Raw genomic sequence first — 23,694 nt, 5'->3', positions numbered from 1 at the left:
GCCAACTTAGTTACACAGTTTCAACCCCAGCTATTACCGGTTCGCCGCCTTGAACTCACGGCGGCGGCGGTGCAACACCGGCTCTGTGTAGCCATTGGGTTGCCGGGCACCTTGCAGTACCAGCTCCAGCGCTGCCTGGAACGCGATGTTGGTGTCCAGGTTGGGTGCCATCGGTTTGTACACCGTGTCATTGGCATTCTGCCGGTCCACCACTGCGGCCATCCGCGTCAGGCTTTCCACCACCTGAGCTTCACTCACTACCCCATGGCGCAGCCAGTTAGCCAGCAATTGGCTTGAGATGCGCAGCGTGGCACGGTCCTCCATCAGGCCGATGTCATTGATGTCCGGTACCTTGGAACACCCCACCCCCTGATCGATCCAGCGCACTACATACCCCAGAATGCCCTGGGCGTTGTTGTCGAGCTCGTTGCGGATTTCATCGGCTGACCAGTGGGTGTCCGGCGCCAGGGGAATGCTCAGAATGTCATCCAGCGCAGCAGGCTCACGCGTGGCCAGCTCGGCCTGGCGGGCGAACACGTCTACCTGGTGGTAATGCAGCGCATGCAAGGCCGCAGCGGTAGGCGAGGGCACCCAGGCGGTGTTGGCACCTGCCAGGGGGTGGGCGATCTTCTGCTCCAGCATGGCGGCCATCAGGTCGGGCATGGCCCACATCCCCTTGCCGATCTGCGCCCGGCCCTGCAGGCCACACGCCAGCCCTGTATCCACGTTCCAGTTCTCGTAGGCTGCAATCCAGGGCTGTGCCTTCATCTGGGCCTTGCGCACCACGGCGCCAGCTTCCATCGAGGTATGGATTTCATCACCGGTGCGGTCCAGGAAACCGGTATTGATAAACACCACGCGCTCGCGCGCCGCCTGGATGCAGGCCTTGAGGTTCACGGTGGTGCGCCGTTCCTCGTCCATGATGCCCATTTTCAGCGTGTTCGTTGGCAGGCCCAGCACGTTTTCCACACCGGCAAACAGCTCGTTGGCAAAGGCTACTTCATCAGGGCCGTGCATTTTGGGTTTGACGATGTACACCGAGCCGGTACGGCTGTTGCGCCGAGGGCCATGGCCTTTAAGGTCGTGGGTGGCCGCCAGGCTGGTAAACAGCGCGTCCAGAATGCCCTCGGGCACTTCACGGCCATCGCGGTCCAGCACGGCATCAATGGTCATCAGGTGGCCCACGTTGCGTATGAACAGCAGCGAGCGCCCGTGCAGGGTCAGTTCGCCACCGCCTGGGGCCTGGTAAACGCGGTCCGGGTTCATCGTGCGGGTAAAGGTTGTGCCCTGCTTGCTCACCTGTTCGGCCAGGTCGCCCTTCATCAGGCCCAGCCAGTTACGGTACACCACCACCTTGTCATCGGCGTCCACGGCGGCGACCGAGTCTTCGCAGTCCATGATGGTGGTGAGCGCCGCTTCGACCAGCACGTCCTTTACACCGGCTGCGTCGGTTTGGCCAATGGGGCTGTGCGGGTCGATCTGGATCTCGGCATGCAAACGGTTGTGTTGGAGCAGCAGCCCGGTAGGCGCCTGGGCGGCCCCCTGAAAGCCTACGAACTGTTCGGGGTTGGCCAGGCCAGTGGTTTCGCCGTTTTCAAGTGTTACCACCAAGGCCCCGTGCTGAATGCCATAGCCGGTTGCATGGGCATGGCTACCCGCTGCCAAGGGGGCTGCCTGGTCCAGGAACGCTTTGGCGAAGGCCACTACTTTTTTGCCACGTACCGGGTTGTAGCCGCTGCCTTTTTCGGCACCGTCCGCTTCGCTGATCGCATCGGTGCCGTACAGGGCATCGTACAGGGAGCCCCAACGCGCGTTGGACGCGTTGAGTGCGAACCTGGCATTCATGACCGGTACCACCAGCTGGGGCCCGGCCAGCCGGGCGATCTCGTCATCCACGCCTGTAGTGGTGGCCTGGACGTGGGCTGGCGCTTCCAGCAGGTAACCGATGTCTTTCAAAAAACGTTTATAGGCCGCCGCATCATGGGGCGTGCCCTTGTGGTCACGGTGCCAGCCATCGATACGGGCCTGGAGTGCATCGCGGCGTTCAAGCAGTGCGCGATTTTTTTCACTGAGCGCGTGGATCAGCCTGCCTGCCCCGGCCCAGAACGTGTCAGCAGCCACGCCGCTGCCTGGAATGGCTTCGTTGTTCACGAAATCCAGCAGTACCTTGGCAACCTGAAGGTCACCTACCTTGACGTAATCGGTCATTGCGCGCTCGCTTTGGCTAAGGGTGGTCGGGGCGGTGGAATATAGGTATGTAGTGATTTTTTTGGATACTACATGAGCCGGTGCTATAGGGAAAACCGGACTGGCCAGTCAGAAAACCGTTGCGTTAACGGCTTCGGTGGTGCCGCCTATACTACCTGTTCACTTCAGGGGGAGAAGTACCATGGAACAACTGGTGTTGACCGTGTTGGCGCAGGACAAGGCCGGGCATGTGGAACGTATCGCGCATTGCGTGGCAGAGCACCATGGCAACTGGCTGGAAAGCCGTATGGCGCGCATGGCTGGCCAGTTCGCAGGCATCCTGCGGGTTGAGGTGCCTGCTGCTGATCGCCCGGCATTGGTCCAGGCGTTGGAAGGGCTGGGCGAATACGGCATCCGCGTGCTGGTGGACCAGAGCAGCAGCGTGCAGGCGCAAGCCTTGAAGCGTGTGACCCTTCACCTGACGGCCAACGACCGGCCTGGCATTGTGCGGGATATCTCCCGCGTGCTCGCTGCCCGCGGCGTTAACGTGGAGCGCTTATCCACAGACGTGTCGCCTGCGCCTATGACCAATGAGCTGTTGTTCAATGCCGAGGCGCAATTGACCGTTCCGGAGGCCCTGACGCTGGACGCCTTGCAAGAAACCTTGGAAACCTTGGCGGATGAAATGATGGTAGACCTGAGCCTGCGCCAGGACCTCTGAAGTTATGCATACAAACCTTGCGCGTAGCTGTGGATAAGCTGGGGGGTATCCTCTACAGAGCACGTAATTCGAGGCCTGCAGAGGATTGATCAAAAAACGCACAATAGTTTTGGTGTTGTGCACACCCTAAGTGGACTGGGCTGTGGATAAGCTTGGGAAACCTGTCCACAGGCCATGCAGCGCAGGCGTTTGAGAGAGCTGGTTAAAAAGTGATCAGCGATTTCGACGCAGCACCTGCCACACATCCACGCTGTACACCGCCAGTGCCATCCAGATAAACCCAAAGGCGATCAGGTTGGCGGTGCTCAAATGCTCGCCATAGAACGTCACCGCCAGTGCCAGCACCAGCGTAGGGGCCATGTATTGCAGAAAACCCAGCGTGGCGTAAGGCAGGTCCCGGGCTGCTGCCGTAAAGCACAGCAGCGGTACCAGCGTGACCGGCCCGGCTGCAATCAGCAGCAGCCCTACGGGCGTTGGCCAGAACGCTGCCTGAGCTGTCATGGCATCCCCATGAAACAGCAGCCAGCCCAGCGCCAAGGGCAACAGCAGCCATGTTTCTACCAGCAGCCCCGGCAACGCCGCCACAGGCGCCTTTTTACGAATCAGCCCGTAGAAGGCGAAGCTTAAGGCCAGTGCCAGCGACACCCACGGCAAGCTGCCTACCCGCCACAATTGCTGCGCAACGCCAATCACGGCCAGGCCAACGGCGATCCATTGCAACCGTCGCAGGCGCTCACCCAGCAACAGCATGCCCAGCAGCACGTTCACCAACGGGTTGATGTAGTAGCCCAGGCTGGCTTCCAGCATGCGACCGTTGTTCACGGCCCACACGTACACCAGCCAGTTGCCAGCGATCAACGACCCGCTGCACATCAGGATCAGGAACCGCTTGGGGTTATCCACAAGGGCTTTCCACCAGCCTGGATGTTTCCACACCAGAAGGGTAAGTACCGCAAACACGGCAGACCACAGCACACGCTGTACGATGATTTCCATCGCGGGAACACTTTGCAGGGCCTTGAAGTAAATGGGGAACAGGCCCCACAGGCCGTAGGCAATCAGGCCGAGAACATACCCGCGTCGCGGGTTGGCGGTTTGCATGGTGCGTCCTTTCTATTCTTGTAAGAGGATCAATATCAGAACAAACGCAGGGGCTCTTCATTGAGCGCTGAGATCTGTTCACGCAGTGCCAGTACCTGGTCGCCCCAGTACCGCTCGCTTCCAAACCAGGGGAAGCTGTGGGGGAAGGCCGGGTCGTCCCAGCGACGGGCCAGCCAGGCACTGTAGTGCAGCAAGCGCAGGGCGCGCAAAGGCTCGATCAAGGCCAGCTCACGCGGGTCGAACTCATGGAATTCGTTGTAGCCGTCCATCAGCTCGGACAGCTGGCCCAAGCGCTCCTGCCGGTCGCCGGCCAGCATCATCCACAGGTCCTGAACGGCTGGGCCAGTGCGGCAGTCATCCAGGTCTACCAGGTGATACACCTCGTCCCGGCACATGATGTTGCCGGGGTGGCAGTCACCATGCAGGCGCAGGCTGTTGAACCGGGTAGTGGCGTAAATAGCCTTTATACGGTCCAGCAGGTCTTTGGCCACGGATGAGTAGGCCGGTAGCAGGCTTTTGGGGATAAAGCCTCCCTCCAGCAAGGTGGCCAGGGAGGCATCGCCAAAGTTATCCACTGCCAGCGTTTCACGGTGCTGGAAAGGGCGGCTTGCGCCTACGGCGTGCAAGCGGCCCAGCAACTGCCCCAAGCGGTACAGCTGGTCAAGGTTGCCCGGCTCTGGTGCCCGGCCGCCACGGCGTGGAAACAGGGCAAAACGGAAGTCGCCGTGTTCGAACAGGCTTACGCCATCGCGCACCAAGGGGGCTACTACGGGCACTTCACAGTCGGCCAGTTCGGCTGTAAAGGCGTGCTCCTCTAGAATGGCTTCGTTGGTCCAGCGGCCAGGGCGGTAGAACTTGGCGATCAGCGGCTCGGCGCCTTCAATCCCTACCTGATACACACGGTTCTCGTAGCTGTTGAGGGCGAGTACGCGGGCATCACTCAGGTACCCGATGCTTTCAATGGCATCGAGTACCCGGTCTGGGGTGAGTGTATCGAATGGGTGGGACATTACAGCTCCTGGGTGCGCCTGGCCTCACATGGTAGCGCACCCACGCGGGCTTCATGCGCCTATCAGCCCGCCGTCCGCTCGGGTGATGGCCATGACCGAGGAGCGTGGCTTGCCATTGGGCAGGTGTTCCGGGAAGGTTGAGCCACCGGTTTCACCGGGGTGCTGAATGCCCACGAACAGCGTGCGGTAGTCCGGCGTAAACGCAATACCTGTGACCTCGCAGCCCACCGGGCCTACCATGAAGCGGCGAATCTCTCCCGTGGCCGGGTCAGCCGCCAGCATCTGGTTATTGCCCATGCCGGCAAAGTCACCGGTGTTGCTCATGTCGCCATCGGTCAGTATCCACAGGCGGCCGGCGGCATCGAAGCCTAACCCGTCTGGGCTGTTGAACATGTTCTGCGCCGTGACGTTGGAAGAGCCGCGCTTGGGCGAGCCGGCATGGACGGCCGGGTTGCCAGCCACCACGAACAGGTCCCACTCGAAGGCAAGGGCGCCATGGTCATCGGCCTGAGGCTTCCAGCGCAGGATCTGCCCGTACACATTTTTCTCGCGAGGGTTTGGCCCGCCCACGGGTTGGCCGTCTTCGCCCCGTTTGATGTTGTTGGTGAGCGTGCAATACACCTGCCCATCGAGCGGGCTCACTACGATCCATTCAGGGCGGTCCATGCGGGTTGCTTTGAGCTGGGTAGCGGCAAGGCGCGCATGAATCAGTACCTCGGCCTGGCTGGCAAAGCCAGCGGCTGCATCCAGCCCGCCCTGGCCATGGGTGAGCGCCACCCACTCGCCGGTGCCTTTGGGGTGGTCCGGGTGGCCGTCGCCCCCATCGAAACGCGCTACATACAAGGTGCCGTGGTCCAGCAGGTCGCGATTGGCTTTGGGGTTGGCGTGGTCGATACGGTCGCGGCTGATGAACTTGTAGATGAACTCGCCGCGCTCGTCGTCGCCCATGTACACCACGGCATGGCCTTCGCGGGTTTGCGCCAGGGCAGCGTTTTCGTGCTTGAAACGGCCCAGGGCCGTACGCTTGACCGGCACTGACTTTGGATCGAAGGGGTCGATTTCCACCACCCAGCCATGGCGGTTCAGCTCGTTGGGGGTGCGCGACACGTCGAAGCGCTCATCGTGGGGGTGCCAGTTGATGTCCTTGCTGGCTGGCGTCAGGCCATAGCGCTTCTGCGCAGCATCCAGGGGCTGGTTGGCTTGGGTGCAGCCAAAGCAGTCGGTGAAGTTTTCTTCGCACGTGAGGTAGGTGCCCCAGGGTGTTTTGCCGTTGGCGCAATTCTGGAAAGTACCCAGCACGTCGAGGCCCTTGGGGTCCGCCTTGGTCTGCAGCAGCGCGTGGCCTGCAGCGGGGCCGCTGAAGCGCAACGGGCTGTTGCCATGGATACGGCGGTTGTAGGGAGACCCCTGAACGAACTGCCATTGGCCACCCTGCCGGCGTACTTCAATCACTGAAACGCCTTCCACGGCCAGCGCCTTGTGGACCTCAGCGGCCGACAACGGCATGCCGCCGTGCTCATACAGGTAGCGGTAGTTGGTGTATTCGTTGTTGATGGCCATCAGTGCCCGCTCGGGATCGTCCGGGAAGGGGAAGAAGCTCATGCCGTCGTTGTTGTCGCCAAACTGCAAGGCGTGGGCCTCGGCATCGGCCCGGCCACTGGGGTCGAACGCTGGGCTGTGGGCATGCAGAGGCTGGCCCCAGCTGATCAGTACCTGCGCCTGGTAGCCGGGCGGCAGGGTAACGGTGTCGGCCGTGGCGGCTGCGACGGCGTCAAAGCCGAGCAGCGGGCTATTGGCCGCCTCCACGGCCTGGGCCAGCGTGCTGCGTGTCAGCAGGCTACCGCCCATGAACATCGCAGCGCCGCACAGGGCACCTGCGCCAATGAAGCGTCGCCGGCTCAGGCCAACGTAGCGTTCAAGGTCAGTGGGTTGTTGATCGTCTTGGTACTGTTCCATGGCAAGGCTCTCGGCGGTCCAGCCAGCCACGTTAAACAGGCGCCATGAAGGTTTTGTGACGTTGCGCCTGGGCGGCGGCTTTATGCAGGCTTGGGCAATAGCCTGCACATAGGTTTCTAAAGCGGGCGACCCAGCAGTACGGACCCCGGATCGAAGCTTACGGTCACGGTTGTATCTCTCTCAAGCCCAGCCAAACGCGGGTTATCCACCAGTGCACACAGGGTTTGCCCATTGCTCAGGTTCAAGCGCACCTCGCCAGGGCCAGGCGCGGCCAGCTCCAAGGCTTCGACCGTTGCTGTCAGGGCATTGGCCGTGTCCGGTATCGCCTCGCCCAAGGCGTGCACGGTCAGCCAGCCGGCTTTCATCAGGGCAACCACCGGTGCGCCTGCCACCAGCTTCAGCCGGTCAGTGCTGTCATGGGTAATGGCCGCCCGCAGGGACAGACCACCGCCGAGGTCCAGGTGGACCATATCGTTGATCCCGGCGTGTTCGATGCTCGCCACGGTAGCGGCCAACTGGTTACGTGCGCTGGTGTGCAGCATCAAGCGGCCAAGCAGGTCCAGGTCAGCGTTGTCTTGGGCAGCGCCCAGTAGTTGGGCATGTAAGGCCTGCAAACGCTGATACAGCCGCAGTACTCGCAGGCCTTCTTCGCTCAGCCGTGCGCCACCGCCCCCTCGGCCGCCTACGCTGCGCTCTACCAGTGGATGCAGCGTGAGGTTGTTCAGCTCGGCGATGGCGTCCCAGGTCGCTTTGTAACTCAGCCCTGCAGCCTTGGCCGCACGGGTGATGGAGCCCTGCTCATTGATATGGGCCAGCAGGGCAATGCGTTGCGGGCGATGGGTAAGGTAATGGGACAAGACCGTAGGCAGCGACATGGCACAGGTACGCAGGCAAAAAGACGACCTTGCGCTGTCGCTGCTTTTCCCGTCAAGCGCCAGCAGGTAAAGGTGTGCGTGCAAGGCAATACACATCGACCCGTTGCGCACCGGCTTGCTTCAACACGGTGGCCAAGGCGTGAGCCGTAGCGCCAGTAGTCATCACATCGTCCACCAGCGCCAGGTGCTGGCCCGCCACCCTGGCGCCCGGTGCCAAGGCAAAGGCGCCCTGCAGGTTACGTTGGCGTGCGGCCAGGTCCAGCCCCTGCTGCGACGGCGTTTCCCGCACGCGCAACACGGTAGTGAACGCGGCAGGGATGCCCAACCCCTTGGCCAGCCACTGCGTCAGCAGCCGGGCTTGGTTGAAGCCACGTGCCCGCAAGCGGTTTGGCGCCATGGGCACTGGCAACAGGTGTGCCGGCCGCGGCAGGCCTTCGTCGAAACGGTAGGCCAGAAAGGCACTTAACCGCTCTGCCAGCAAACGACCCAGGGGCCGGTCCCCGCGGTGCTTGAAGCGGTTGATGGCCGTATCGAGTGGGAAGTTGTACGTCCAGGGCGCTTCGACACGCTCGAAGGGCGGTGGCAGCCATTGGCAGGCAGGGCAGGTTGGGCCGTCGAATACCAAGGGCAATGCGCAGTGGACACAGGCAAGGCCAGCCCAAGGCAGGTCGCCTTCGCAACCACTGCACAGGGCGTAGGCGTTGTCTGAGGCCCCACCACAGAACGTACAGGTTTGGTTAAATTTTGAGCATATGTCGACCAACAGGTCGTGAAGCGGTTGACAGCGCATAAGGCCTTCCTTGACCATTTGTTCCATACCGTGATCACCGGCACCTTCGTGCCGGTTACCCAGCATAGAACAAGGAACCCCCGATGAGCGCCAGCCTGCACAGCCCGCTGCGTCATGATTGGACCCTGGCCGAAGTAAAGGCCTTGTTTACCCAGCCGTTCAATGACCTGCTGTTCCAGGCCATGAGCGTTCACCGGGCGCACTTCAACCCCAACGAAGTACAGGTGTCCACGCTGCTGTCCATCAAGACCGGCGCCTGCCCGGAGGATTGCAAGTACTGCCCGCAGTCCGGCCACTACAACACAGGCCTGGAAAAGGAAAAGCTGCTGGAAGTGCAGAAGGTGCTGGAAGAAGCTGCCCGTGCCAAGGCCATTGGGTCTACCCGCTTCTGCATGGGTGCGGCCTGGAAGCACCCTTCTGCCAAGGACATGCCCTACGTGCTGGAAATGGTCAAAGGTGTAAAAGCCATGGGCCTGGAAACCTGCATGACCCTGGGCCGCCTGGACCAGGAACAGACCCTGGCCCTGGCCGATGCTGGCCTGGACTACTACAACCACAACCTGGACACCTCGCCGGAGTTCTACGGCAGCATCATCACCACCCGCACCTACAGCGAGCGCCTGCAAACCCTGGCGTATGTGCGTGACGCTGGCATGAAGATCTGCTCCGGCGGCATTCTGGGCATGGGTGAGTCCCTGGACGACCGCGCCGGGCTGCTCATTCAACTGGCCAACTTGCCAGAGCACCCGGAGTCCGTGCCTATCAACATGTTGGTGAAGGTCGCGGGCACGCCGTTGGCCAATGCCGAAGACATCGACCCTTTCGACTTCATCCGCATGCTGGCCGTGGCCCGTATTCTCATGCCTCAGTCCCATGTGCGGCTGTCCGCTGGGCGTGAGCAGATGAACGAGCAGATGCAGGCCCTGGCCTTCATGGCCGGCGCCAACTCCATCTTCTACGGTGACAAGCTATTGACCACGGCCAACCCCCAGGCCGACAAGGACATGATGCTGTTCGCGCGCCTGGGCATCCGCCCCGAAGCTCGGGAAGAACACGACGACGAGGTACACCAGGCGGCCATCGAGCAGGCCTTGGTGGAGCAGCGCAGTGGTGAGCTGTTCTACGACGCGGCGACTGCCTGACTTCATGGCCGTTGACCTTCAGGCGCGCCTGACCACCCGGTTGGCCGAGCGGCGCGCCAACAGCTTGTATCGCCAGCGCCCTTTGCTCGACAGCCCTCAAGGGCCGGAGGTTGTCGTAGACGGTACGCCCCTGCTGGCGTTCTGCAACAACGATTACCTGGGCTTGGCCAACCACCCTGAGGTGATCCAGGCCTGGCGCAACGGCGCCGAGCGCTGGGGTGTAGGCGGTGGTGCTTCTCACTTGGTGATAGGCCATAGCACGCCCCACCATGCCCTTGAAGAAGCGTTGGCTGACCTCACCGGGCGGCCGCGGGCGCTGCTGTTTTCCACCGGCTACATGGCGAACCTGGCAGCAGTCACCGCCTTGGTAGGGCAGGGCGATTCCGTACTGGAAGATCGCCTCAACCATGCCTCGCTGTTGGATGCCGGCCTGCTGAGTGGCGCGCGTTTCTCCCGCTACTTGCACAACGACCCTGCCAGCCTGGCCACGCGGCTGGGCAAGGCGCCCTCCACTGGGGCCACGCTGGTGGTGACGGACGGCGTGTTCAGCATGGACGGCGACGTTGCCGACCTGCCTGCCCTGGCCCGCGAAGCCAAGGCACGAAACGCTTGGCTGATGGTGGACGATGCCCATGGTGTCGGGGTTATGGGTGCGCAGGGCGGTGGTGTGGTGGAGCACTTCAACCTAGGGGGGGACGAGGTGCCGGTGCTGGTGGGTACCTTGGGCAAAGCCTTCGGCACCGCCGGTGCATTCGTGGCGGGCAGCGAAGCCTTGATCGACTACCTAGTGCAATTCGCACGGCCCTACATTTACACCACCAGCCAACCGCCTGCATTGGCCTGCGCCACCTTGAAAAGCCTGGAACTGGTGCGTAACGAAGGCTGGCGGCGTGATCACCTGGCGGCCTTGGTGCAGCAATTCCGTAAGGGTGCCCAGGCACTGGGCCTGGACCTGATGCCCAGCCATACACCCATCCAGCCTATCGTGCTGGGCAGCAGTGAGCGGGCCATGGCGTGGTCCCGGCGGTTGCGTGAGCAAGGCTTGCTGGTGACCGCCATCCGCCCGCCTACTGTGCCGGTGGGTAGCGCGCGCCTACGGGTGACCTTGTCCGCTGCCCATACCGAGGCGCAGGTTTCCCGCCTACTTCAAGGCCTGGCAGACTGCCTGGCGCTGGAGCCGACCGATGAGTGAAACCCTTGCCGTGCTCCCGGGCTGGGGCTTGGGGCCTGCCGCCGTGGCGCCTTTAGTTCAGGCGCTAGGCACCGCCAGGCCTCAGGCCAGTGTAACGGTCGCGCCGCTGCCCAACAGCGGCGACCTTGAAACCGCCCTGAATGTTCTCGACCAAAGCCTGCCACCGGGCGCCTGGCTATTGGGCTGGTCGCTGGGTGGCATGCTGGCCGTGGCGCTGGCTGCACGCCGTGGCCAGGCATGCCCTGGCGTTATCACCTTCGCCAGCAACGCGTCTTTCATCACCCGTGAGGGCTGGCCGGCTGCAATGGCATTGGAGACGTACACAGCCTTTGCGGGGCAGTGCGAAGCAGACCCCACCGGAACCCTCAAGCGTTTCGGTTTGCTGTGTGTACAAGGCAGCCAGGCTGGCCGTGGGTTGATCAAGCCACTGCTGGCCGACACTCGCCATGCCACCCCTGAAGGCCTGGCCCTGCTGGCTGCACTCGACAATCGGGACGCCATAGCGGCTTTGGCGCTGCCCCAACTGCATGTATTTGCCACACGCGATGCCTTGGTGCCCGTGGGCACTGCGGCCGCACTTGCTCAATTGGCGCCCCATGCACAGGTGACGGAGAGGGAAGGCAGCCACGCGTTTGTGCTCGAATCGCCCGACGCGCTCGCCGCCATGGCAGCCGCCTTTATCGAGGCGCCTACCCATGCATGAGCCGACTTCAGCATTGCCGAACAAGCGTCAAGTCGCCGCTTCATTCTCACGCGCAGCACCTACCTATGACAGCGTGGCGGGGTTGCAGCGCGACGTGGGCGATCACCTGCTCGCCTTGCTCGAAGGCATAGAGCCTCCTGGCCAGTGGCTAGACCTGGGCAGCGGCACGGGCCATTTCAGCCGTGCCCTGGCCCAGCACTGGCCCGCGGCAAGGGGCGTGGCCGTCGATATCGCCGAAGGTATGCTCCGCTACGCACGCAGCCAGGGCGGGGCCGCTTGGCATGTGGCGGGTGATGCGGAACACCTGCCCTTGAAGGCCGGCAGCGTAGATCTGATGTTCAGCAGCCTGGCCCTGCAATGGTGCGACGACTTTGCCCAAGTATTGGCCGAAGCTAGCCGGGTACTGACCACCGGCGGGCGGTTCGCCTTTGCCAGCCTGTGCACCGGCACCCTGGGCGAGCTACGGCAGAGCTGGGAAGCCGCCGATGGCCAGGTGCACGTGAACCGCTTCCGTCGCTTCGAGGATTACCAGCAAGCGTGTGCCAACAGCGGCCTGCAGGTGCAGACGCTGGTCTGTCGCCCTCGGGTGCTTCATTACCCAGACGTGCGCAGCCTTACCCACGAACTCAAGGCACTGGGCGCCCACAACCTGAACCCCGGAAGGCCGGGTGGGTTGACCGGGCGCGCACGCCTGACCGCCATGATGGCGGCCTATGAAACCTTCCGCCAACCCACGGGCCTGCCCGCTACCTACCAGGTGGTGTATGGCGTGCTGAATAAACAGTGAAGCGTCCAAGACCATGAACCACGCCTATTTTGTCGCGGGCACCGACACTGAAGTCGGCAAAACCACTATTTCGGCCGGGCTGCTGCAGGCCGCGCAGCGTGAAGGCCTGAGCACCTTGGGGGCCAAGCCAGTGGCTTCTGGCTGCGAGCAGTCCTCGGCGGGCCTTCGCAACAGCGATGCGTTGGCGCTGATGGCCGAAAGCACCCTTGTGCTGCCCTATGAAGCGATCAACCCCATCGCGTTCGAGCCTGCCATTGCGCCCCATATCGCGGCCCATGAAGCCCAGGTGCCACTGACCATGCAAGCCTTGCTGGCGCCCATGCAGCACATCCTGGCTCAGCAGGCCGAGTTCACGCTGATCGAAGGGGCGGGCGGCTGGCGCGTGCCGTTGTCTGGCCAAGGCAACCTGTCGGACCTGGCCATCGCCTTGGGCCTGCCGGTCATTCTGGTGGTGGGGGTGCGCCTTGGGTGCATCAACCATGCGGTGCTCACGGCTGAAGCCATCGCGCAAGACGGCCTGACCCTGGCGGGGTGGGTCGCCAATATCATCGACCCGCATACCTCACGGCTGGAGGCCAACCTGGCCACCCTTACTGAACGGCTGGCGGCACCCTGCCTGGGGCAAGTGCCGTATTTGCCTACCGCGAGCGCAGCGGCAGTGGCCGACCATTTGGCGCTTGGTCAACTGGCCTGACCAACGTGCCTTTACGGCATTGCGCAACGGCGTACACTGATGGCCAATAGCCAAGCATGGACATTGCCATGAATATCTCGTCTTCGCTCACCTCGGGCCTGAGTATCATCCAGGCAGCCTCTACCCGGTTCGATAACGCCGCGCTTCAAGTGGCCGGTATCGCCAACCACAGCAGCAACCTGGCCCAGTCCACTGGCTACCAGGCGCAACGCCTCGATGCTGTGGACGAGAGCCAGCAGACCAGCCTGGCCGCCTTGAACGTGCAAATGACCCAGGCGGTGTTACAGGTAGAGGCGGGTGCGAAAGTGGAGAAGGCGTCCGACCGGGCGTTGGGGTCCATGATCGATACCTATGCCTGAGGTTTAGACTAAGCCTTGGATCTATATATATGCCTAATCCTCGGCAGGGCAAATTGAAGTATCTTGGGCATGGTATGGATGGGAAGTTGGCAGCAGGCAAAATACAGTATCATTGTAGGCGGAAGGCTAGTGCCAAGAGCTGACCACATCAGTCCAATATTTCTATTGCCGGCGTTAAGCGCCACAGTCATTTTTAATGTTAATGGCCCTGGGTATAGGTATCCAGTAATTATCTGTGATGTTAAATTTATACCGTAAGCAATTGCTATCAGGGTGAACGCATTTTTTGGATCGGCCATGATAATTTTCTGCATGCCTGCCATGGTGCCTATCGCAAAAATAAAAAGAGCTGTAACTACTATGCCGTCAATAGCAGTGCCATGGTTTGAAACAAGGTCATGCGAGAAGCGGCGTATCAGTACCGCTAATCCTTCTGCACTACAGATTAATAATAATAAGCTTGTTGCAAGGTCTAAGGGGTTGATAGAAAGGGGAAGACTGTCGCCAAAGATATAAAGTATGAAAGGGGCAGTTATAGGTGTAATAGCCATTGAACACAGTGAAATAACTACTGATATAGATGGGCTAAGTCCTAACATACGTGCCACTGCTGCATTTCCACTTGCTGGCGGAGCTGCAGCGGCTATTGCTATGGCGAGAGATAGCTCTTGGTTTTCTGTAAAGCCGTATATGCCAATACCAAAAATATAAGGGGTTATGAAAACTAGTATGGCAGGTAGTATTATTGACACCTTAATATTTTTTATCGCATTGAGCACTTCGGAATTGTCAATGCGCAAAAATGTGCCAAGAATAAATATGAACACCATTGCAGGCATTAGTGGTCTGAATGTTTCTGCAATATAGGGTGCGGCCAATCCAAGCACACATCCTAGGGCAAGGACGGTAGGTCCCCTACGATTTATTTCGAGGAAAAATCTGCGCATGCATGTGCTCTCAGTTGAGTGCTAATTATATATAGAAAGTATCTCTATTTAGAGTTATTTCTGGACTGACTGAAGGTGGTGGTGAGTTTTTTGACTGCCTTATAATAAGGCGGCCATCGATAAGAATCGCTGTAATACTTGGAATGTCACCATTGTTAAGACTGCCTAGTACATTAGGCTCAGCACCACCAAGGGGTGCACAAGCTATCAAGATATCCGCTTCCTTACCTACGGCAAGAATCCCTCGGTTAAGTTTTCGAACATGTGCAGTATTTCCTGTGGCAAAGCAAATCACTTTTTCTGATGGCACACCTCCAAAGCTGCTTAGCAAGGCGACGGTTCTAAGCATGCCAAGAGCAGGTATTCCACTTCCTGCAGGAGAATCTGTGCCAATAACTATTCGGTCAAGCTGATTTAGCTCTCGAGCATAGTTTAAGGTTGTAACTGCAGCAAATTCATTGCCGTTATGGACAATTTCCAATGCGCCTAGGCACCCTTCGCAAAGGCATCGGATTTCCCTAGGGGCAAGTGCAGTATAGCCTCCATTAATATGGCCAATGATGTCAGGTGCAATTTCTAAAATTTCATTGGCGCCCATTTTTTTCGAAGTGGAAATTGATGGGCCGCCTGTGTGAGTAATTGAGGTAATGCCATGTTTTCGAGAAAGTTTTACTAGCTCCGCAGCTTTGCGTGCAGATTTTACAGGGCCAATTCCTACTTCCCCCAGCTGGCGTATTCCATGAATACTCATCAATGAAAAATCTTCTTCCATAAAATCCTCTACAAGTAGAGGAGCGCCGGCCTCCATTTTTACTCCAGAAGGACGGGCACGGGAGAAGGAGCGTTGAGTAGCGATAGCCATTGCTATCGTCCCAACCTTGTCTGTGGGAAGTCCAGGTACGTGAACCTCCCCGGCAGAGATCATTGTGGTTACACCTCCCTGCAATGAATGCCATATCCAGTTATGGTTGCCAGAACGCGGACTAAATTCGCCTAGGGTTGGATGAGTATGATTGTCGATAAGACCGGGCATGATTGTCGTTTTTTTAGCATTAATAACTAAGTTGGCTTGTGAGAAATCTATATCTTCACTCTGGCCAATGTATGAAATTACTCCATTAGTGCACACAATTGTATTGGCTTCGATAATGGGGGTCTGAAGATCGCCAGTCAAAAATGTTCCTATATTATGGATGATCGAAATATACGGGCCAGTACTAGGCATGGATGCTCCTTTGAAAGACTTAATACTTAGCAGGTTGAAAAATGCGCGCTCCACATTTAGCATAAGCGCGGAAATTCCAAAGATTGTTTGTTATAAATAACCGCTGAATCCATCGATAGGCTCCGCCATTTTCATCATAGCTGGGTGTAAAACTGTCACGTGAGTGCAGCGTAAATCTATTATTTATGAAGACCAAAATTCCAGGAGCAATATCTATCGGGACTGATATCTGTTTTAGTGCTTTGTAAAATTTTTCGTAAGATATCATTGCGTCTTTGCCTACTGGAGTTACCATGTTTGGGTAAAATGCGGCAGTGACTCTTGGATACAAAATTGGGCCGCTGAGTATGGAGTGTAATAAGTTTTCTTTAGGTTGAGCCGCATTTGCTCTCCATCGATAAGGCTTTCGGATTATAAAATTTTTTCCGTAGAGTATTTCGATATCTTCTTCGTTGAGCGATTTTAATGCTTTTCTCGAGTCGGCAATCCATGTTTTTGGTCCTAGACCATTTGGATCCCTTCTTACTCCATTTAACAACAGCGCTAATGGCGATGTATCACCGCACGTGTCATAAATCTGACTAGCGTTTTCTATATGTAAGTCCAGCTCAGCTCTTGAGCCGCAACCTGTATACGTAGCCATCATTTCTCGGTGTGGGATTAGATTATTTACAAGTTTTGAGCCTTCATGTGCTATAGAGTAGGGTTCCGCAATAAGAGAACCGAAAGCTACCAGGATGTTCTCTGAAAGATAGCCCTTTTTAAAATCCAGACTATCTGCATCTTCTTGCGGACTGCCGATTACCTGATCAGTAGGAATATTTTCGAATATGCAGTAAGATGCGTCGTTTTCTTTGAGGGTTTCCAATTTTCTTATCAGTCGTTGTGGTAGCTCGCGGTAAGCAAGAGAGCGGATCTTATAGATGTAGTCGTCTTCTCCATCAGGTTGGTAAACAATATTTGATAAACTATTGCGGATACTTTCTCTTTCTTGATCAGTTAGCCTGAAAATATTTATTTTCTTGCATATTTTGCTCACAGTTAATTTTCCCCGATTGAACGTTTGCGATAGCTTGGCAGTTGCTCAGTATAGTTTTTTTGATAGTGGCCCATCTAATCATGCCGTTCGGTTTTCTTGAAAATAGATAAGATTTTAGATCTCTAAAATCTTGACGCGGGGCTCATTGCATGGAGAGTTGTCCTTTTCTTTTGATAGCTACAGATTTGGTCGCTACGAGGTAGCGTCTCAAGTTGGATGAATAGTGGGACATGTTTGAATACCCGCGCAAGGGAAATGTTGTGTAGGAAATTTCCATGTATGACGGTTAGAAAATTAATTAAGGCTAAAATTTGTTTGAAGATTAGCAGGTTGGAGTTTTAGACCATTCCTGCTTAAAAGATCTTTTCGATCTAACCATACAGGTAAACTTGGTTGCTATGCGTCATTAGCGCCGTTGGCAAGCTACAGTGCTCTATACCCATAGCGCTTTTTACAATAAGATAGGGCGGCCTCAGGTTTCAAGTGCAACAGTCAGTCAACTGTGTTCAGCCTATTTGCCGCCAGCAGCTGTAAATGCTTCGTCAGCACCTCTACATGGAGTTTCCATCCCAGTGTTTGCCGTGGTCGGGTATCCAGCAGGTCTGCGATTTGATTCAGACGCGCTTGAGTCACCTGAGAAAGGTCTTTGTCCTTGGGCAAGTACTGGCCATCAGCCATTCGTATTTCTTTACTGCCAAGCTGCCAAAGGGCAGTGCGGGTCAGCAAAGTAGATGTTCATCTCGGTAAGCGCCGTCAGCTCGGCGTGCCTGGCCATTTCGCTACCCTGATCATGCGTCATGGTCTTGAGCCGCGCTGGCGCCATACGGGACAGCTCTCGTGTCATCTCTTCCAGCGCAGCATCTGCCGTAGGCGCATCAAGCTTTGCTAAAATCACGAACCGGCTTGTGCGCTCCACCACCGTGGCCACCGCCGAGCGATTGTTCACCCCCATGATCAAATCGCTTTCCCACTGGGCCGGCACACCGGGGCCTCGGCACTCTGCGCTCCTCCACCTCTTCAGGCCGATTGCGGATATTTTGCTCCACAGGGTAGCGTTCGCGCCGTGTCGGACTCTGGGTTCGCGTACGTCGTTTACCTTTGTCCTAGCGCAAATAGCCAATGAGCCGTCGCTCGAGTTCGCCGCGAGGGTACGCATAAATCTTCTGATAAATGGTTTCGTGACTCACATGCCGCTCGGGATTAGCCGGCCAGTAATCCTTGAATTTGGCGGCAATCTGTTGTGCAGACCAGCCTTTGGCCAACAGGCTGCGTACTACCTGGAACAACTCAGACTCGGGCGCGAGGATTTTCCTGCGCCGCAGTACATGCTTTAAGGTGCGAGCCCTGCTCCGGCAACGGTGGCATCGTAATAACCTGGATCAGGTTGGCGGCGCACTTCTCGGCTAAGCATACTGGGATGGCGCCTCAGCACGGCGGCTATGGTACGCAGCGAGAAACCCTGCAGGGGCATGATCGCGGACCGCAAGAAATCAGGTACTAGTCGATCGCTGGGTATGATGAGCTCGCCAACAAACAGATGCTCCAAATCACAGGAAGTTAACGAATCGTATATCTGTCCTAATAATAGATGCATGAACATCTCCTGAGCAGTGCTCAGTTGGAATTAAAAAATAAAAAACGGATTGGTTTTTTAATTAGCGGTCGAGGAAGGGCTTCGACGGAAATTCATCCATACCAGTACAGCGCTGATTACAAGTATCCCTATTGCAGCAAGCATTACCCAGTGAACAGCTTGCTCGAAGGCAAATCGAGCATTGTTTGCTACGCGCTCCGCTACATCGGGCGCCAGTGTTTGCGAGGCAGCCAGGGCGCGATCTATGCCATCAGCCAGCGGACCAGAATCGGCTGTGCCCCCCGGTACCACCATGCTCGCGCTATACATCAAAGACATCAGCGTGCCAAAAATGGCTATACCCAAGCCACCGCCCAGCTCATACGAGATCTCTTCGACAGAAGCCGCCATGCCGGCTCTTTCAGGGGGTGCGCTTGACATGATGGTGTTGGATGCCCCGGTCATGCTGGCACCAACGCAAGCGCCCATCGCAAACAACATAATGGCTTGCATCACAATGGAATGATTGAAGCTGTACATGAACAACGCAATGGCGCCGGCATAGATAAGCAACGCCATGATCAAAAATCGATCACAGCGTATATGGGGAAGCATCCATCCGCTGAGCGGACCGGCCACGATTGCACCTACTGAAAGCGGTACGAAGTAGAGGCCGGTTTGCAAAGGCGACATGCCCAGCACGAGTTGCAGGCGCTGACTTAATACCAGGTTGATTCCCATCAGGCAGCCAGCCGCAGCCAAGCTCGCCAGCACCGCCGAAGACAACGCCGCATTGCGAAAAATAGTCATGTCGATCAGCGGATAGCCCCGCTTACGCTGACCTTGAAGGAAAAGCCAGGCACAGCAAATACAAATGAGCAAGGCCATTACTGCCGCTATAAACGAGGGCGCAGGCTTTGCAAACTCCTTGATCAAGTAGGCGAAACTGATCAGGCACACCATGGCCTGCAACGAACCTAGCAGATCCCAAGGCCCGGCATTTGGCTGGGGGGCATTGTCAATCAGCCGCAATGACAGGAGCAGAGTCATCACGACAATCGGTATGTTGATCAGAAAGACCGAGCCCCACCAGAAATGCTCGAGCAGAGCTCCGCCAATCACAGGCCCCAGCGCCGCCCCTCCCGAGGCAACTGCGGTCCAAACCCCGATGGCTATGGAGCGTTCGCGCTCATCTTTGAAAGTCAGGCTGATGATCGCTAAGGTTGCCGGCATCATGGCTGCTGCGCCAATGCCCAGTGCGGCCCTGGCAACAATAAGAAATGGCGCGCTGGGTGAGAAGGCTGCCAGTAACGAGGCCAAACCGAAAATCGTCAGGCCTCCAACAAAGAGTCGTTGGTGCCCCACTCTGTCACCAAGGGTGCCCGCCCCTAATAGCAAGCCGGCCACAACCAACGGATACATATTAACGATCCACAACTTTTCATTAGTGGACGCATCTAGAGCAAAGGTGAGAGTCGGAAGCGCAATATAGAGAACGGTCATATCGATCGCGACTAACAGTAGCGCAAAAGACAGTGCGGCCAGTACAAGCCAGCGCCGAGGATTGTTTGGCATAAAATTCTCCTTGCCACTAGGCTTCGAATTCCATATAGGGGGAGCGTCCACGCCCGCCCAAGACGAATTCAGGGTTATTTCGAATTTAAAGACAATGCGAACTTAGCTTTAAATGGGTCAATATGGCTGCGTTAGTGCTTGTGGTATTAAAAGGATGGGTGGCATCGAGCGCAAGGGAAAAGTTGCGTAGGAAGATAGTCTCAACGCTGTAGGGGATATTACCTAAACAGTATTTATGTCTGCCTTCAGTAACTTATACCTCCAGAGCTGCCACAGAACGCACCTGAGCCCTATGGATAATCGTCTCTGGCCCTGTGCACTGCGAAGGCTGCGACGCTGTTGGCCGCCGATTGGCGGTCGTGGGTCACCTCTTGACAACCTTGCAACCATAAACGTATGTTTCAAACACCTGTTTGACGCGTCCGCCGTGGGTGGATGAGTCGATTATTTGCGGTTCACCCCACCGGATTCAGCACAGAGGTTTTCGACATGCCCGATTTCAAGGCGCCCTTGCGCGACATTCGCTTCGTTCGCGATGAGTTGCTTGGCTATGAAGCCCACTACCAAAGCCTGCCCGGTTGCCAGGACGCTACACCGGACATGGTCGATGCCATTCTTGAAGAGGGCGCCAAATTCGCCGAACAGGTGCTGGCGCCGCTGAACCGTGTGGGTGACCTCGAAGGCTGTACGTGGTCTGAAAGCGGTGTGAAAACGCCTACCGGCTTCAAAGAGGCCTATCAACAGTTCGTTGAAGGCGGCTGGCCAAGCCTGGCCCACGATGTAGAGCATGGTGGCCAGGGTCTGCCGGAATCCCTTGGTCTTGCCATCAGTGAACTGGTGGGCACCGCCAACTGGTCCTGGGGCATGTACCCTGGCCTGTCCCATGGCGCCATGAATACCATTTCGGCGCACGGCACCCCTGAGCAGCAGGACGCCTACCTCACCAAGCTGGTGTCCGGCGAGTGGACAGGCACCATGTGCCTGACCGAACCGCATTGCGGTACCGACCTGGGCATGCTGCGTACTCGCGCCGAGCCACAGGCTGATGGCAGCTACAAGGTCAGCGGCACCAAGATCTTCATTTCTGCCGGCGAACACGACATGGCAGACAACATCGTCCACATCGTGCTGGCACGCCTGCCTGATGCACCGGCCGGTACCAAAGGCATTTCCCTGTTCATCGTGCCCAAGTTCCTGCCCAATGCCGAAGGCGGTGTAGGCGAGCGCAACGGTGTAAGCTGCGGTTCGCTCGAACACAAGATGGGCATCCATGGCAATGCCACCTGTGTGATGAACTTCGATGGCGCCACCGGCTACCTGATCGGCCCGGCGAACAAAGGGCTGAACTGCATGTTCACCTTTATGAACACCGCCCGCCTGGGGACCGCGCTGCAAGGCCTGGCCCATGCTGAACTGGCGTTTCAGGGTGGCTTGAAATACGCCCGTGACCGCTTGCAGATGCGCTCGCTGACCGGCCCCAAGGCACCAGACAAGGCCGCCGACCCGATCATCGTGCACCCTGACGTACGCCGCATGCTGCTCACCATGAAGGCCTTCGCCGAAGGTAACCGCGCCATGGTGTACTTCACGGCCAAGCTGGTGGATACCCTCAAGTACAGCCAGGACGACGAAGAGAAGAAACGTGCCGATGGGCTGCTGGCCTTCATGACGCCTATCGCCAAAGCCTTCATGACCGAAGTGGGCTTCGAAGCCGCCAACCATGGCGTTCAGGTATACGGCGGCCATGGCTTTATCGCCGAGTGGGGCATGGAACAGAACGTGCGCGACGCCCGTATCGCCATGCTGTACGAAGGCACCACAGGTGTTCAGGCGCTGGACCTTTTGGGGCGTAAGGTCTTGATGACCCAGGGCGAGGCCTTGAAAGGCTTCACCAAGATCGTGCACAAGTTCTGCCAGGCCCAGGAAGGCAATGCCGCCGTCGCTGAATTCGTTGCTCCGCTGGCGCAGCTGAACAAAGAGTGGGGCGAGCTGACCATGAAAGTAGGCATGGCTGCCATGAAGGACCGGGAAGAAGTCGGCGCCGCCTCGGTGGATTACGTGATGTATTCCGGTTACGCCTGCCTGGCGTACTTCTGGGCCGACATGGCGCGCGTTGCAGCCGCCAAGCTGGCCGAGGGCACTTCGGAAGAGGCGTTCTATACGGCCAAGCTGCACACCGCGCGCTTCTACTTCCAGCGCATTCTGCCCCGTACCCGTACCCATGTGGCAGCCATGCTGTCGGGCGCTAGCAACTTGATGGCGATGGACGAAGCGATTTTCGATATGGGTTACTGATCGCGCACGCTGCAACCCAAGCCGCTACCCTCAACCGGTAGCGGCTTTTTTATTGCCTGTGCGGCACCGTTCATTCCGCTAGGCTTGAGTTGTATAAAACCATTGCACACAGTTTTGCTCCGACCTTTGATAGAGGCCTCATTCTTTTTGAGGCACGGCCGATAAAAATAGAGGCACAATGCCACACTTCATTGCTGGGCCGGAGCCAGTCCATTTGTCGCGCTTATCTGCTGTTCGCTATAGCCATTTCGTGCCTTCGGTGCTGCTGTTGCTGGCAGGCCTGGGCGCCGCCTACGTGCGCGACCTGAGCACTTTTTTCACGTCACTGTTCAATGTGCTGCCCACCTTGGTACTGCTGCTGGGGGGCACCTACTGCGCGGTATACCGAAGGCAGCGGGAACTGTTTCTGATGGTCACGGTGTACGTGGCGTATTTCCTGCTGGATACACAAACCGACTATTACCGGGACCATGGGAAGGTACGCGAAGACGCCGCGGTGGTGTTCCATTTGTGCTGCCTGCTGTTGCCCCTGTTGTATGGGTTGTTTGGTGCATGGCAGGAGCGCACGCACCTTGTTCAGGACATGGTGGCCCGGTTTGCGGTGCTAATGGCGGTAGGGGGTGTGGCGCTGGGGTTCGAACAAAGTTTCCCCCAGGCACTGTTGAACTGGCTGGCTGAAATTCGCTGGCCTGCGTTGCATGGCCAGTGGATGAGCCTGATCCAGATGGCCTACCCGTTGTTCTTCATCATGTTCGTAGTACTCGGTGCCCAGTACGTACGCAGCCCCCGCCCACTGCATGCTGCGCAGATCGTAGGGCTGATAGGCCTGTTCTGGATGCTGCCGCAAACATTCATTCTGCCGTTCACGCTCAACATCATGTGTAGCCAAGTGATGCTGATCATTGCCGCGGCAGTAGCCCACGAGGCTTACCAAATGGCCTTCCGGGACGAGCTAACCGGCCTTCCTGGGCGGCGTGCCTTGAACGAAAGGCTGCAGCGCCTGGGTCGCAACTATGTCATTGCCATGAGCGATGTGGACCATTTCAAGCGGTTCAACGATACCCATGGGCACGACGTGGGCGACCAGGTGCTCAAGCTGGTCGCAAGCCGTTTGGCAAAGGTCAGCGGAGGCGGCCGTGCCTACCGTTATGGGGGTGAGGAATTTGCTTTGGTATTTGCTGGCAAGACACTGGAAGAGTGCCTGCCGCACCTGGAGGCGGTGCGCGGCATGATCGCCGCCTACGTGATTCATTTGCGTGATGCGGACCGGCCGACGGATGACCAGCAGGGGCGCCAACGCCGTGGGGCCAGCGCGGCGTCGCAGGTGTCTGTCACTATCAGCATTGGTGTGGCAGAACGGCAGCTGGAACAACGCAGCCCGGACGAAGTGCTCAAGGCTGCCGACCAGGCGCTTTATGCGGCAAAAGGAGCCGGTCGCAATTGTGTTGTTGCCCATGGCCAGGCGCGCAGGGGAGCAGTAAGAAAGAGCAATGCGGCGTGACCAATTTATTTATTACGGTCAC

The 23,694-nt window shown here is 57.9% G+C and carries 19 protein-coding genes and 1 pseudogene; 9 read left to right on the top strand and 11 right to left on the bottom strand.

Annotated features, from left to right (window positions below; genetic code table 11):
* Positions 1 to 33: 33 nt before the first annotated feature.
* Entirely contained in the window at positions 34 to 2,208 is a 2,175-nt protein-coding gene (locus HBH25_RS18650) for a malate synthase G (RefSeq protein WP_168085438.1), read from the bottom strand.
* A 181-nt stretch (positions 2,209 to 2,389) separates the two neighbouring features.
* Between HBH25_RS18650 and HBH25_RS18645 the strand changes: the two genes are divergently transcribed.
* A complete protein-coding gene (locus HBH25_RS18645) occupies positions 2,390 to 2,908 on the top strand; it encodes a glycine cleavage system transcriptional repressor (protein ID WP_168085437.1) in 519 nt (172 codons plus the stop codon).
* Positions 2,909 to 3,121: 213 nt separating this feature from the next.
* Here HBH25_RS18645 and rarD read toward each other — a convergent pair whose 3' ends face one another.
* The 5 genes from rarD to HBH25_RS18620 form a co-directional block, all read right to left on the bottom strand.
* Positions 3,122 to 4,009 carry an EamA family transporter RarD gene (gene rarD, locus HBH25_RS18640; protein WP_168085436.1) on the bottom strand — a complete coding sequence of 296 codons (888 nt, stop codon included), beginning with the start codon at positions 4,007 to 4,009 and terminating at the stop codon, positions 3,122 to 3,124.
* A gap of 35 nt (positions 4,010 to 4,044) precedes the next feature.
* Positions 4,045 to 5,019 carry a serine/threonine protein kinase gene (locus HBH25_RS18635; protein WP_168085435.1) on the bottom strand — a complete coding sequence of 325 codons (975 nt, stop codon included), beginning with the start codon at positions 5,017 to 5,019 and terminating at the stop codon, positions 4,045 to 4,047.
* Between the two features lie 51 nt (positions 5,020 to 5,070).
* The gene (locus tag HBH25_RS18630; protein WP_168085434.1) at positions 5,071 to 6,975 is read right to left on the bottom strand and encodes a PhoX family protein; all 1,905 of its coding nucleotides are present in this window, start codon (positions 6,973 to 6,975) and stop codon (positions 5,071 to 5,073) included.
* A gap of 116 nt (positions 6,976 to 7,091) precedes the next feature.
* Positions 7,092 to 7,850: a TOBE domain-containing protein gene (locus tag HBH25_RS18625; protein WP_168085433.1), complete on the bottom strand. Its 759-nt coding sequence runs from the start codon at positions 7,848 to 7,850 to the stop codon at positions 7,092 to 7,094.
* 52 nt (positions 7,851 to 7,902) lie between these two features.
* Positions 7,903 to 8,640, bottom strand: a complete 738-nt coding sequence (locus HBH25_RS18620) for a ComFC family protein (RefSeq protein ID WP_168085432.1) — start codon at positions 8,638 to 8,640, stop codon at positions 7,903 to 7,905.
* Between the two features lie 83 nt (positions 8,641 to 8,723).
* Here HBH25_RS18620 and bioB point away from each other — a divergent pair, with 83 nt between their 5' ends.
* The 6 genes from bioB to HBH25_RS18590 all read left to right on the top strand — a co-directional run bounded on the left by bioB (position 8,724) and on the right by HBH25_RS18590 (position 13,517).
* Positions 8,724 to 9,782, top strand: coding sequence for a biotin synthase BioB (gene bioB, locus HBH25_RS18615; RefSeq protein ID WP_168085431.1), 1,059 nt, complete (start codon positions 8,724 to 8,726; stop codon positions 9,780 to 9,782).
* A gap of 4 nt (positions 9,783 to 9,786) precedes the next feature.
* Positions 9,787 to 10,974: an 8-amino-7-oxononanoate synthase gene (gene bioF / locus HBH25_RS18610; RefSeq protein WP_168085467.1), complete on the top strand. Its 1,188-nt coding sequence runs from the start codon at positions 9,787 to 9,789 to the stop codon at positions 10,972 to 10,974.
* On the top strand, positions 10,967 to 11,677 hold the full coding sequence (locus HBH25_RS18605) for an alpha/beta fold hydrolase (RefSeq protein ID WP_168085430.1): 711 nt from the start codon (positions 10,967 to 10,969) through the stop codon (positions 11,675 to 11,677). The genes bioF and HBH25_RS18605 overlap by 8 nt, the downstream gene beginning before the upstream one ends.
* On the top strand, positions 11,670 to 12,464 hold the full coding sequence (bioC, locus tag HBH25_RS18600) for a malonyl-ACP O-methyltransferase BioC (RefSeq protein WP_168085429.1): 795 nt from the start codon (positions 11,670 to 11,672) through the stop codon (positions 12,462 to 12,464). Before HBH25_RS18605 ends, bioC begins: the two co-directional genes overlap by 8 nt.
* Positions 12,465 to 12,477: 13 nt before the next feature.
* Positions 12,478 to 13,158, top strand: coding sequence for a dethiobiotin synthase (gene bioD / locus HBH25_RS18595; RefSeq protein ID WP_168085428.1), 681 nt, complete (start codon positions 12,478 to 12,480; stop codon positions 13,156 to 13,158).
* A 68-nt stretch (positions 13,159 to 13,226) separates the two neighbouring features.
* Positions 13,227 to 13,517, top strand: a complete 291-nt coding sequence (locus tag HBH25_RS18590) for a pyrroloquinoline quinone biosynthesis protein PqqE (protein ID WP_168085427.1) — start codon at positions 13,227 to 13,229, stop codon at positions 13,515 to 13,517.
* 8 nt (positions 13,518 to 13,525) lie between these two features.
* On the opposite strand, the gene HBH25_RS18585 is transcribed toward HBH25_RS18590, so the two are convergent.
* The 5 genes and pseudogenes from HBH25_RS18585 to HBH25_RS18565 form a co-directional block, all read right to left on the bottom strand.
* Complete coding sequence (locus tag HBH25_RS18585) at positions 13,526 to 14,464, bottom strand: hypothetical protein (RefSeq protein ID WP_168085426.1); 939 nt, start codon at positions 14,462 to 14,464, stop codon at positions 13,526 to 13,528.
* A gap of 25 nt (positions 14,465 to 14,489) precedes the next feature.
* Positions 14,490 to 15,752, bottom strand: a complete 1,263-nt coding sequence (locus tag HBH25_RS18580) for an amidohydrolase family protein (RefSeq protein WP_229631968.1) — start codon at positions 15,750 to 15,752, stop codon at positions 14,490 to 14,492.
* Positions 15,709 to 16,728 (bottom strand): TauD/TfdA family dioxygenase, encoded by a 1,020-nt coding sequence (locus tag HBH25_RS23605; protein ID WP_168085425.1) that lies wholly within the window; start codon positions 16,726 to 16,728, stop codon positions 15,709 to 15,711. Before HBH25_RS23605 ends, HBH25_RS18580 begins: the two co-directional genes overlap by 44 nt.
* Before the next feature lie 492 nt (positions 16,729 to 17,220).
* Positions 17,221 to 18,199 (bottom strand): annotated as a pseudogene (locus tag HBH25_RS18570) (IS30 family transposase).
* Positions 18,200 to 18,379: 180 nt separating this feature from the next.
* On the bottom strand, positions 18,380 to 19,876 hold the full coding sequence (locus HBH25_RS18565) for an MFS transporter (RefSeq protein WP_168085424.1): 1,497 nt from the start codon (positions 19,874 to 19,876) through the stop codon (positions 18,380 to 18,382).
* A 489-nt stretch (positions 19,877 to 20,365) separates the two neighbouring features.
* On the opposite strand from HBH25_RS18565, the gene HBH25_RS18560 reads away from it, so the two are divergent.
* Together HBH25_RS18560 and HBH25_RS18555 are read left to right on the top strand one after the other, a co-directional pair.
* A complete protein-coding gene (locus tag HBH25_RS18560) occupies positions 20,366 to 22,171 on the top strand; it encodes a phenylacyl-CoA dehydrogenase (protein ID WP_168085423.1) in 1,806 nt (601 codons plus the stop codon).
* 214 nt (positions 22,172 to 22,385) lie between these two features.
* Positions 22,386 to 23,672, top strand: a complete 1,287-nt coding sequence (locus tag HBH25_RS18555; protein ID WP_168085422.1) for a GGDEF domain-containing protein — start codon at positions 22,386 to 22,388, stop codon at positions 23,670 to 23,672.
* Positions 23,673 to 23,694: the final 22 nt, after the last annotated feature.

It is taken from the genome of Pseudomonas quercus (assembly GCF_012033695.1).
Classification (GTDB): Bacteria; Pseudomonadota; Gammaproteobacteria; order Pseudomonadales; family Pseudomonadaceae; genus Aquipseudomonas; species Aquipseudomonas quercus.
Note: the sequence above shows the minus strand (reverse complement) of the source record. Positions and strands in the feature narration are given on the sequence as shown.

Excerpts from the sequence above, each read along its gene's own strand:
- HBH25_RS18650 (WP_168085438.1), bottom strand. The coding sequence starts at position 2,208 with ATGACCGATTACGTCAAGGTAGGTGACCTTCAGGTTGCCAAGGTACTG.
- HBH25_RS18645 (WP_168085437.1), top strand. The coding sequence starts at position 2,390 with ATGGAACAACTGGTGTTGACCGTGTTGGCGCAGGACAAGGCCGGGCAT.
- rarD (WP_168085436.1), bottom strand. The coding sequence starts at position 4,009 with ATGCAAACCGCCAACCCGCGACGCGGGTATGTTCTCGGCCTGATTGCC.
- HBH25_RS18635 (WP_168085435.1), bottom strand. The coding sequence starts at position 5,019 with ATGTCCCACCCATTCGATACACTCACCCCAGACCGGGTACTCGATGCC.
- HBH25_RS18630 (WP_168085434.1), bottom strand. The coding sequence starts at position 6,975 with ATGGAACAGTACCAAGACGATCAACAACCCACTGACCTTGAACGCTAC.
- HBH25_RS18625 (WP_168085433.1), bottom strand. The coding sequence starts at position 7,850 with ATGTCGCTGCCTACGGTCTTGTCCCATTACCTTACCCATCGCCCGCAA.
- HBH25_RS18620 (WP_168085432.1), bottom strand. The coding sequence starts at position 8,640 with ATGCGCTGTCAACCGCTTCACGACCTGTTGGTCGACATATGCTCAAAA.
- bioB (WP_168085431.1), top strand. The coding sequence starts at position 8,724 with ATGAGCGCCAGCCTGCACAGCCCGCTGCGTCATGATTGGACCCTGGCC.
- bioF (WP_168085467.1), top strand. The coding sequence starts at position 9,787 with ATGGCCGTTGACCTTCAGGCGCGCCTGACCACCCGGTTGGCCGAGCGG.
- HBH25_RS18605 (WP_168085430.1), top strand. The coding sequence starts at position 10,967 with ATGAGTGAAACCCTTGCCGTGCTCCCGGGCTGGGGCTTGGGGCCTGCC.
- bioC (WP_168085429.1), top strand. The coding sequence starts at position 11,670 with ATGCATGAGCCGACTTCAGCATTGCCGAACAAGCGTCAAGTCGCCGCT.
- bioD (WP_168085428.1), top strand. The coding sequence starts at position 12,478 with ATGAACCACGCCTATTTTGTCGCGGGCACCGACACTGAAGTCGGCAAA.
- HBH25_RS18590 (WP_168085427.1), top strand. The coding sequence starts at position 13,227 with ATGAATATCTCGTCTTCGCTCACCTCGGGCCTGAGTATCATCCAGGCA.
- HBH25_RS18585 (WP_168085426.1), bottom strand. The coding sequence starts at position 14,464 with ATGCGCAGATTTTTCCTCGAAATAAATCGTAGGGGACCTACCGTCCTT.
- HBH25_RS18580 (WP_229631968.1), bottom strand. The coding sequence starts at position 15,752 with ATGCTAAATGTGGAGCGCGCATTTTTCAACCTGCTAAGTATTAAGTCT.
- HBH25_RS18565 (WP_168085424.1), bottom strand. The coding sequence starts at position 19,876 with ATGCCAAACAATCCTCGGCGCTGGCTTGTACTGGCCGCACTGTCTTTT.
- HBH25_RS18560 (WP_168085423.1), top strand. The coding sequence starts at position 20,366 with ATGCCCGATTTCAAGGCGCCCTTGCGCGACATTCGCTTCGTTCGCGAT.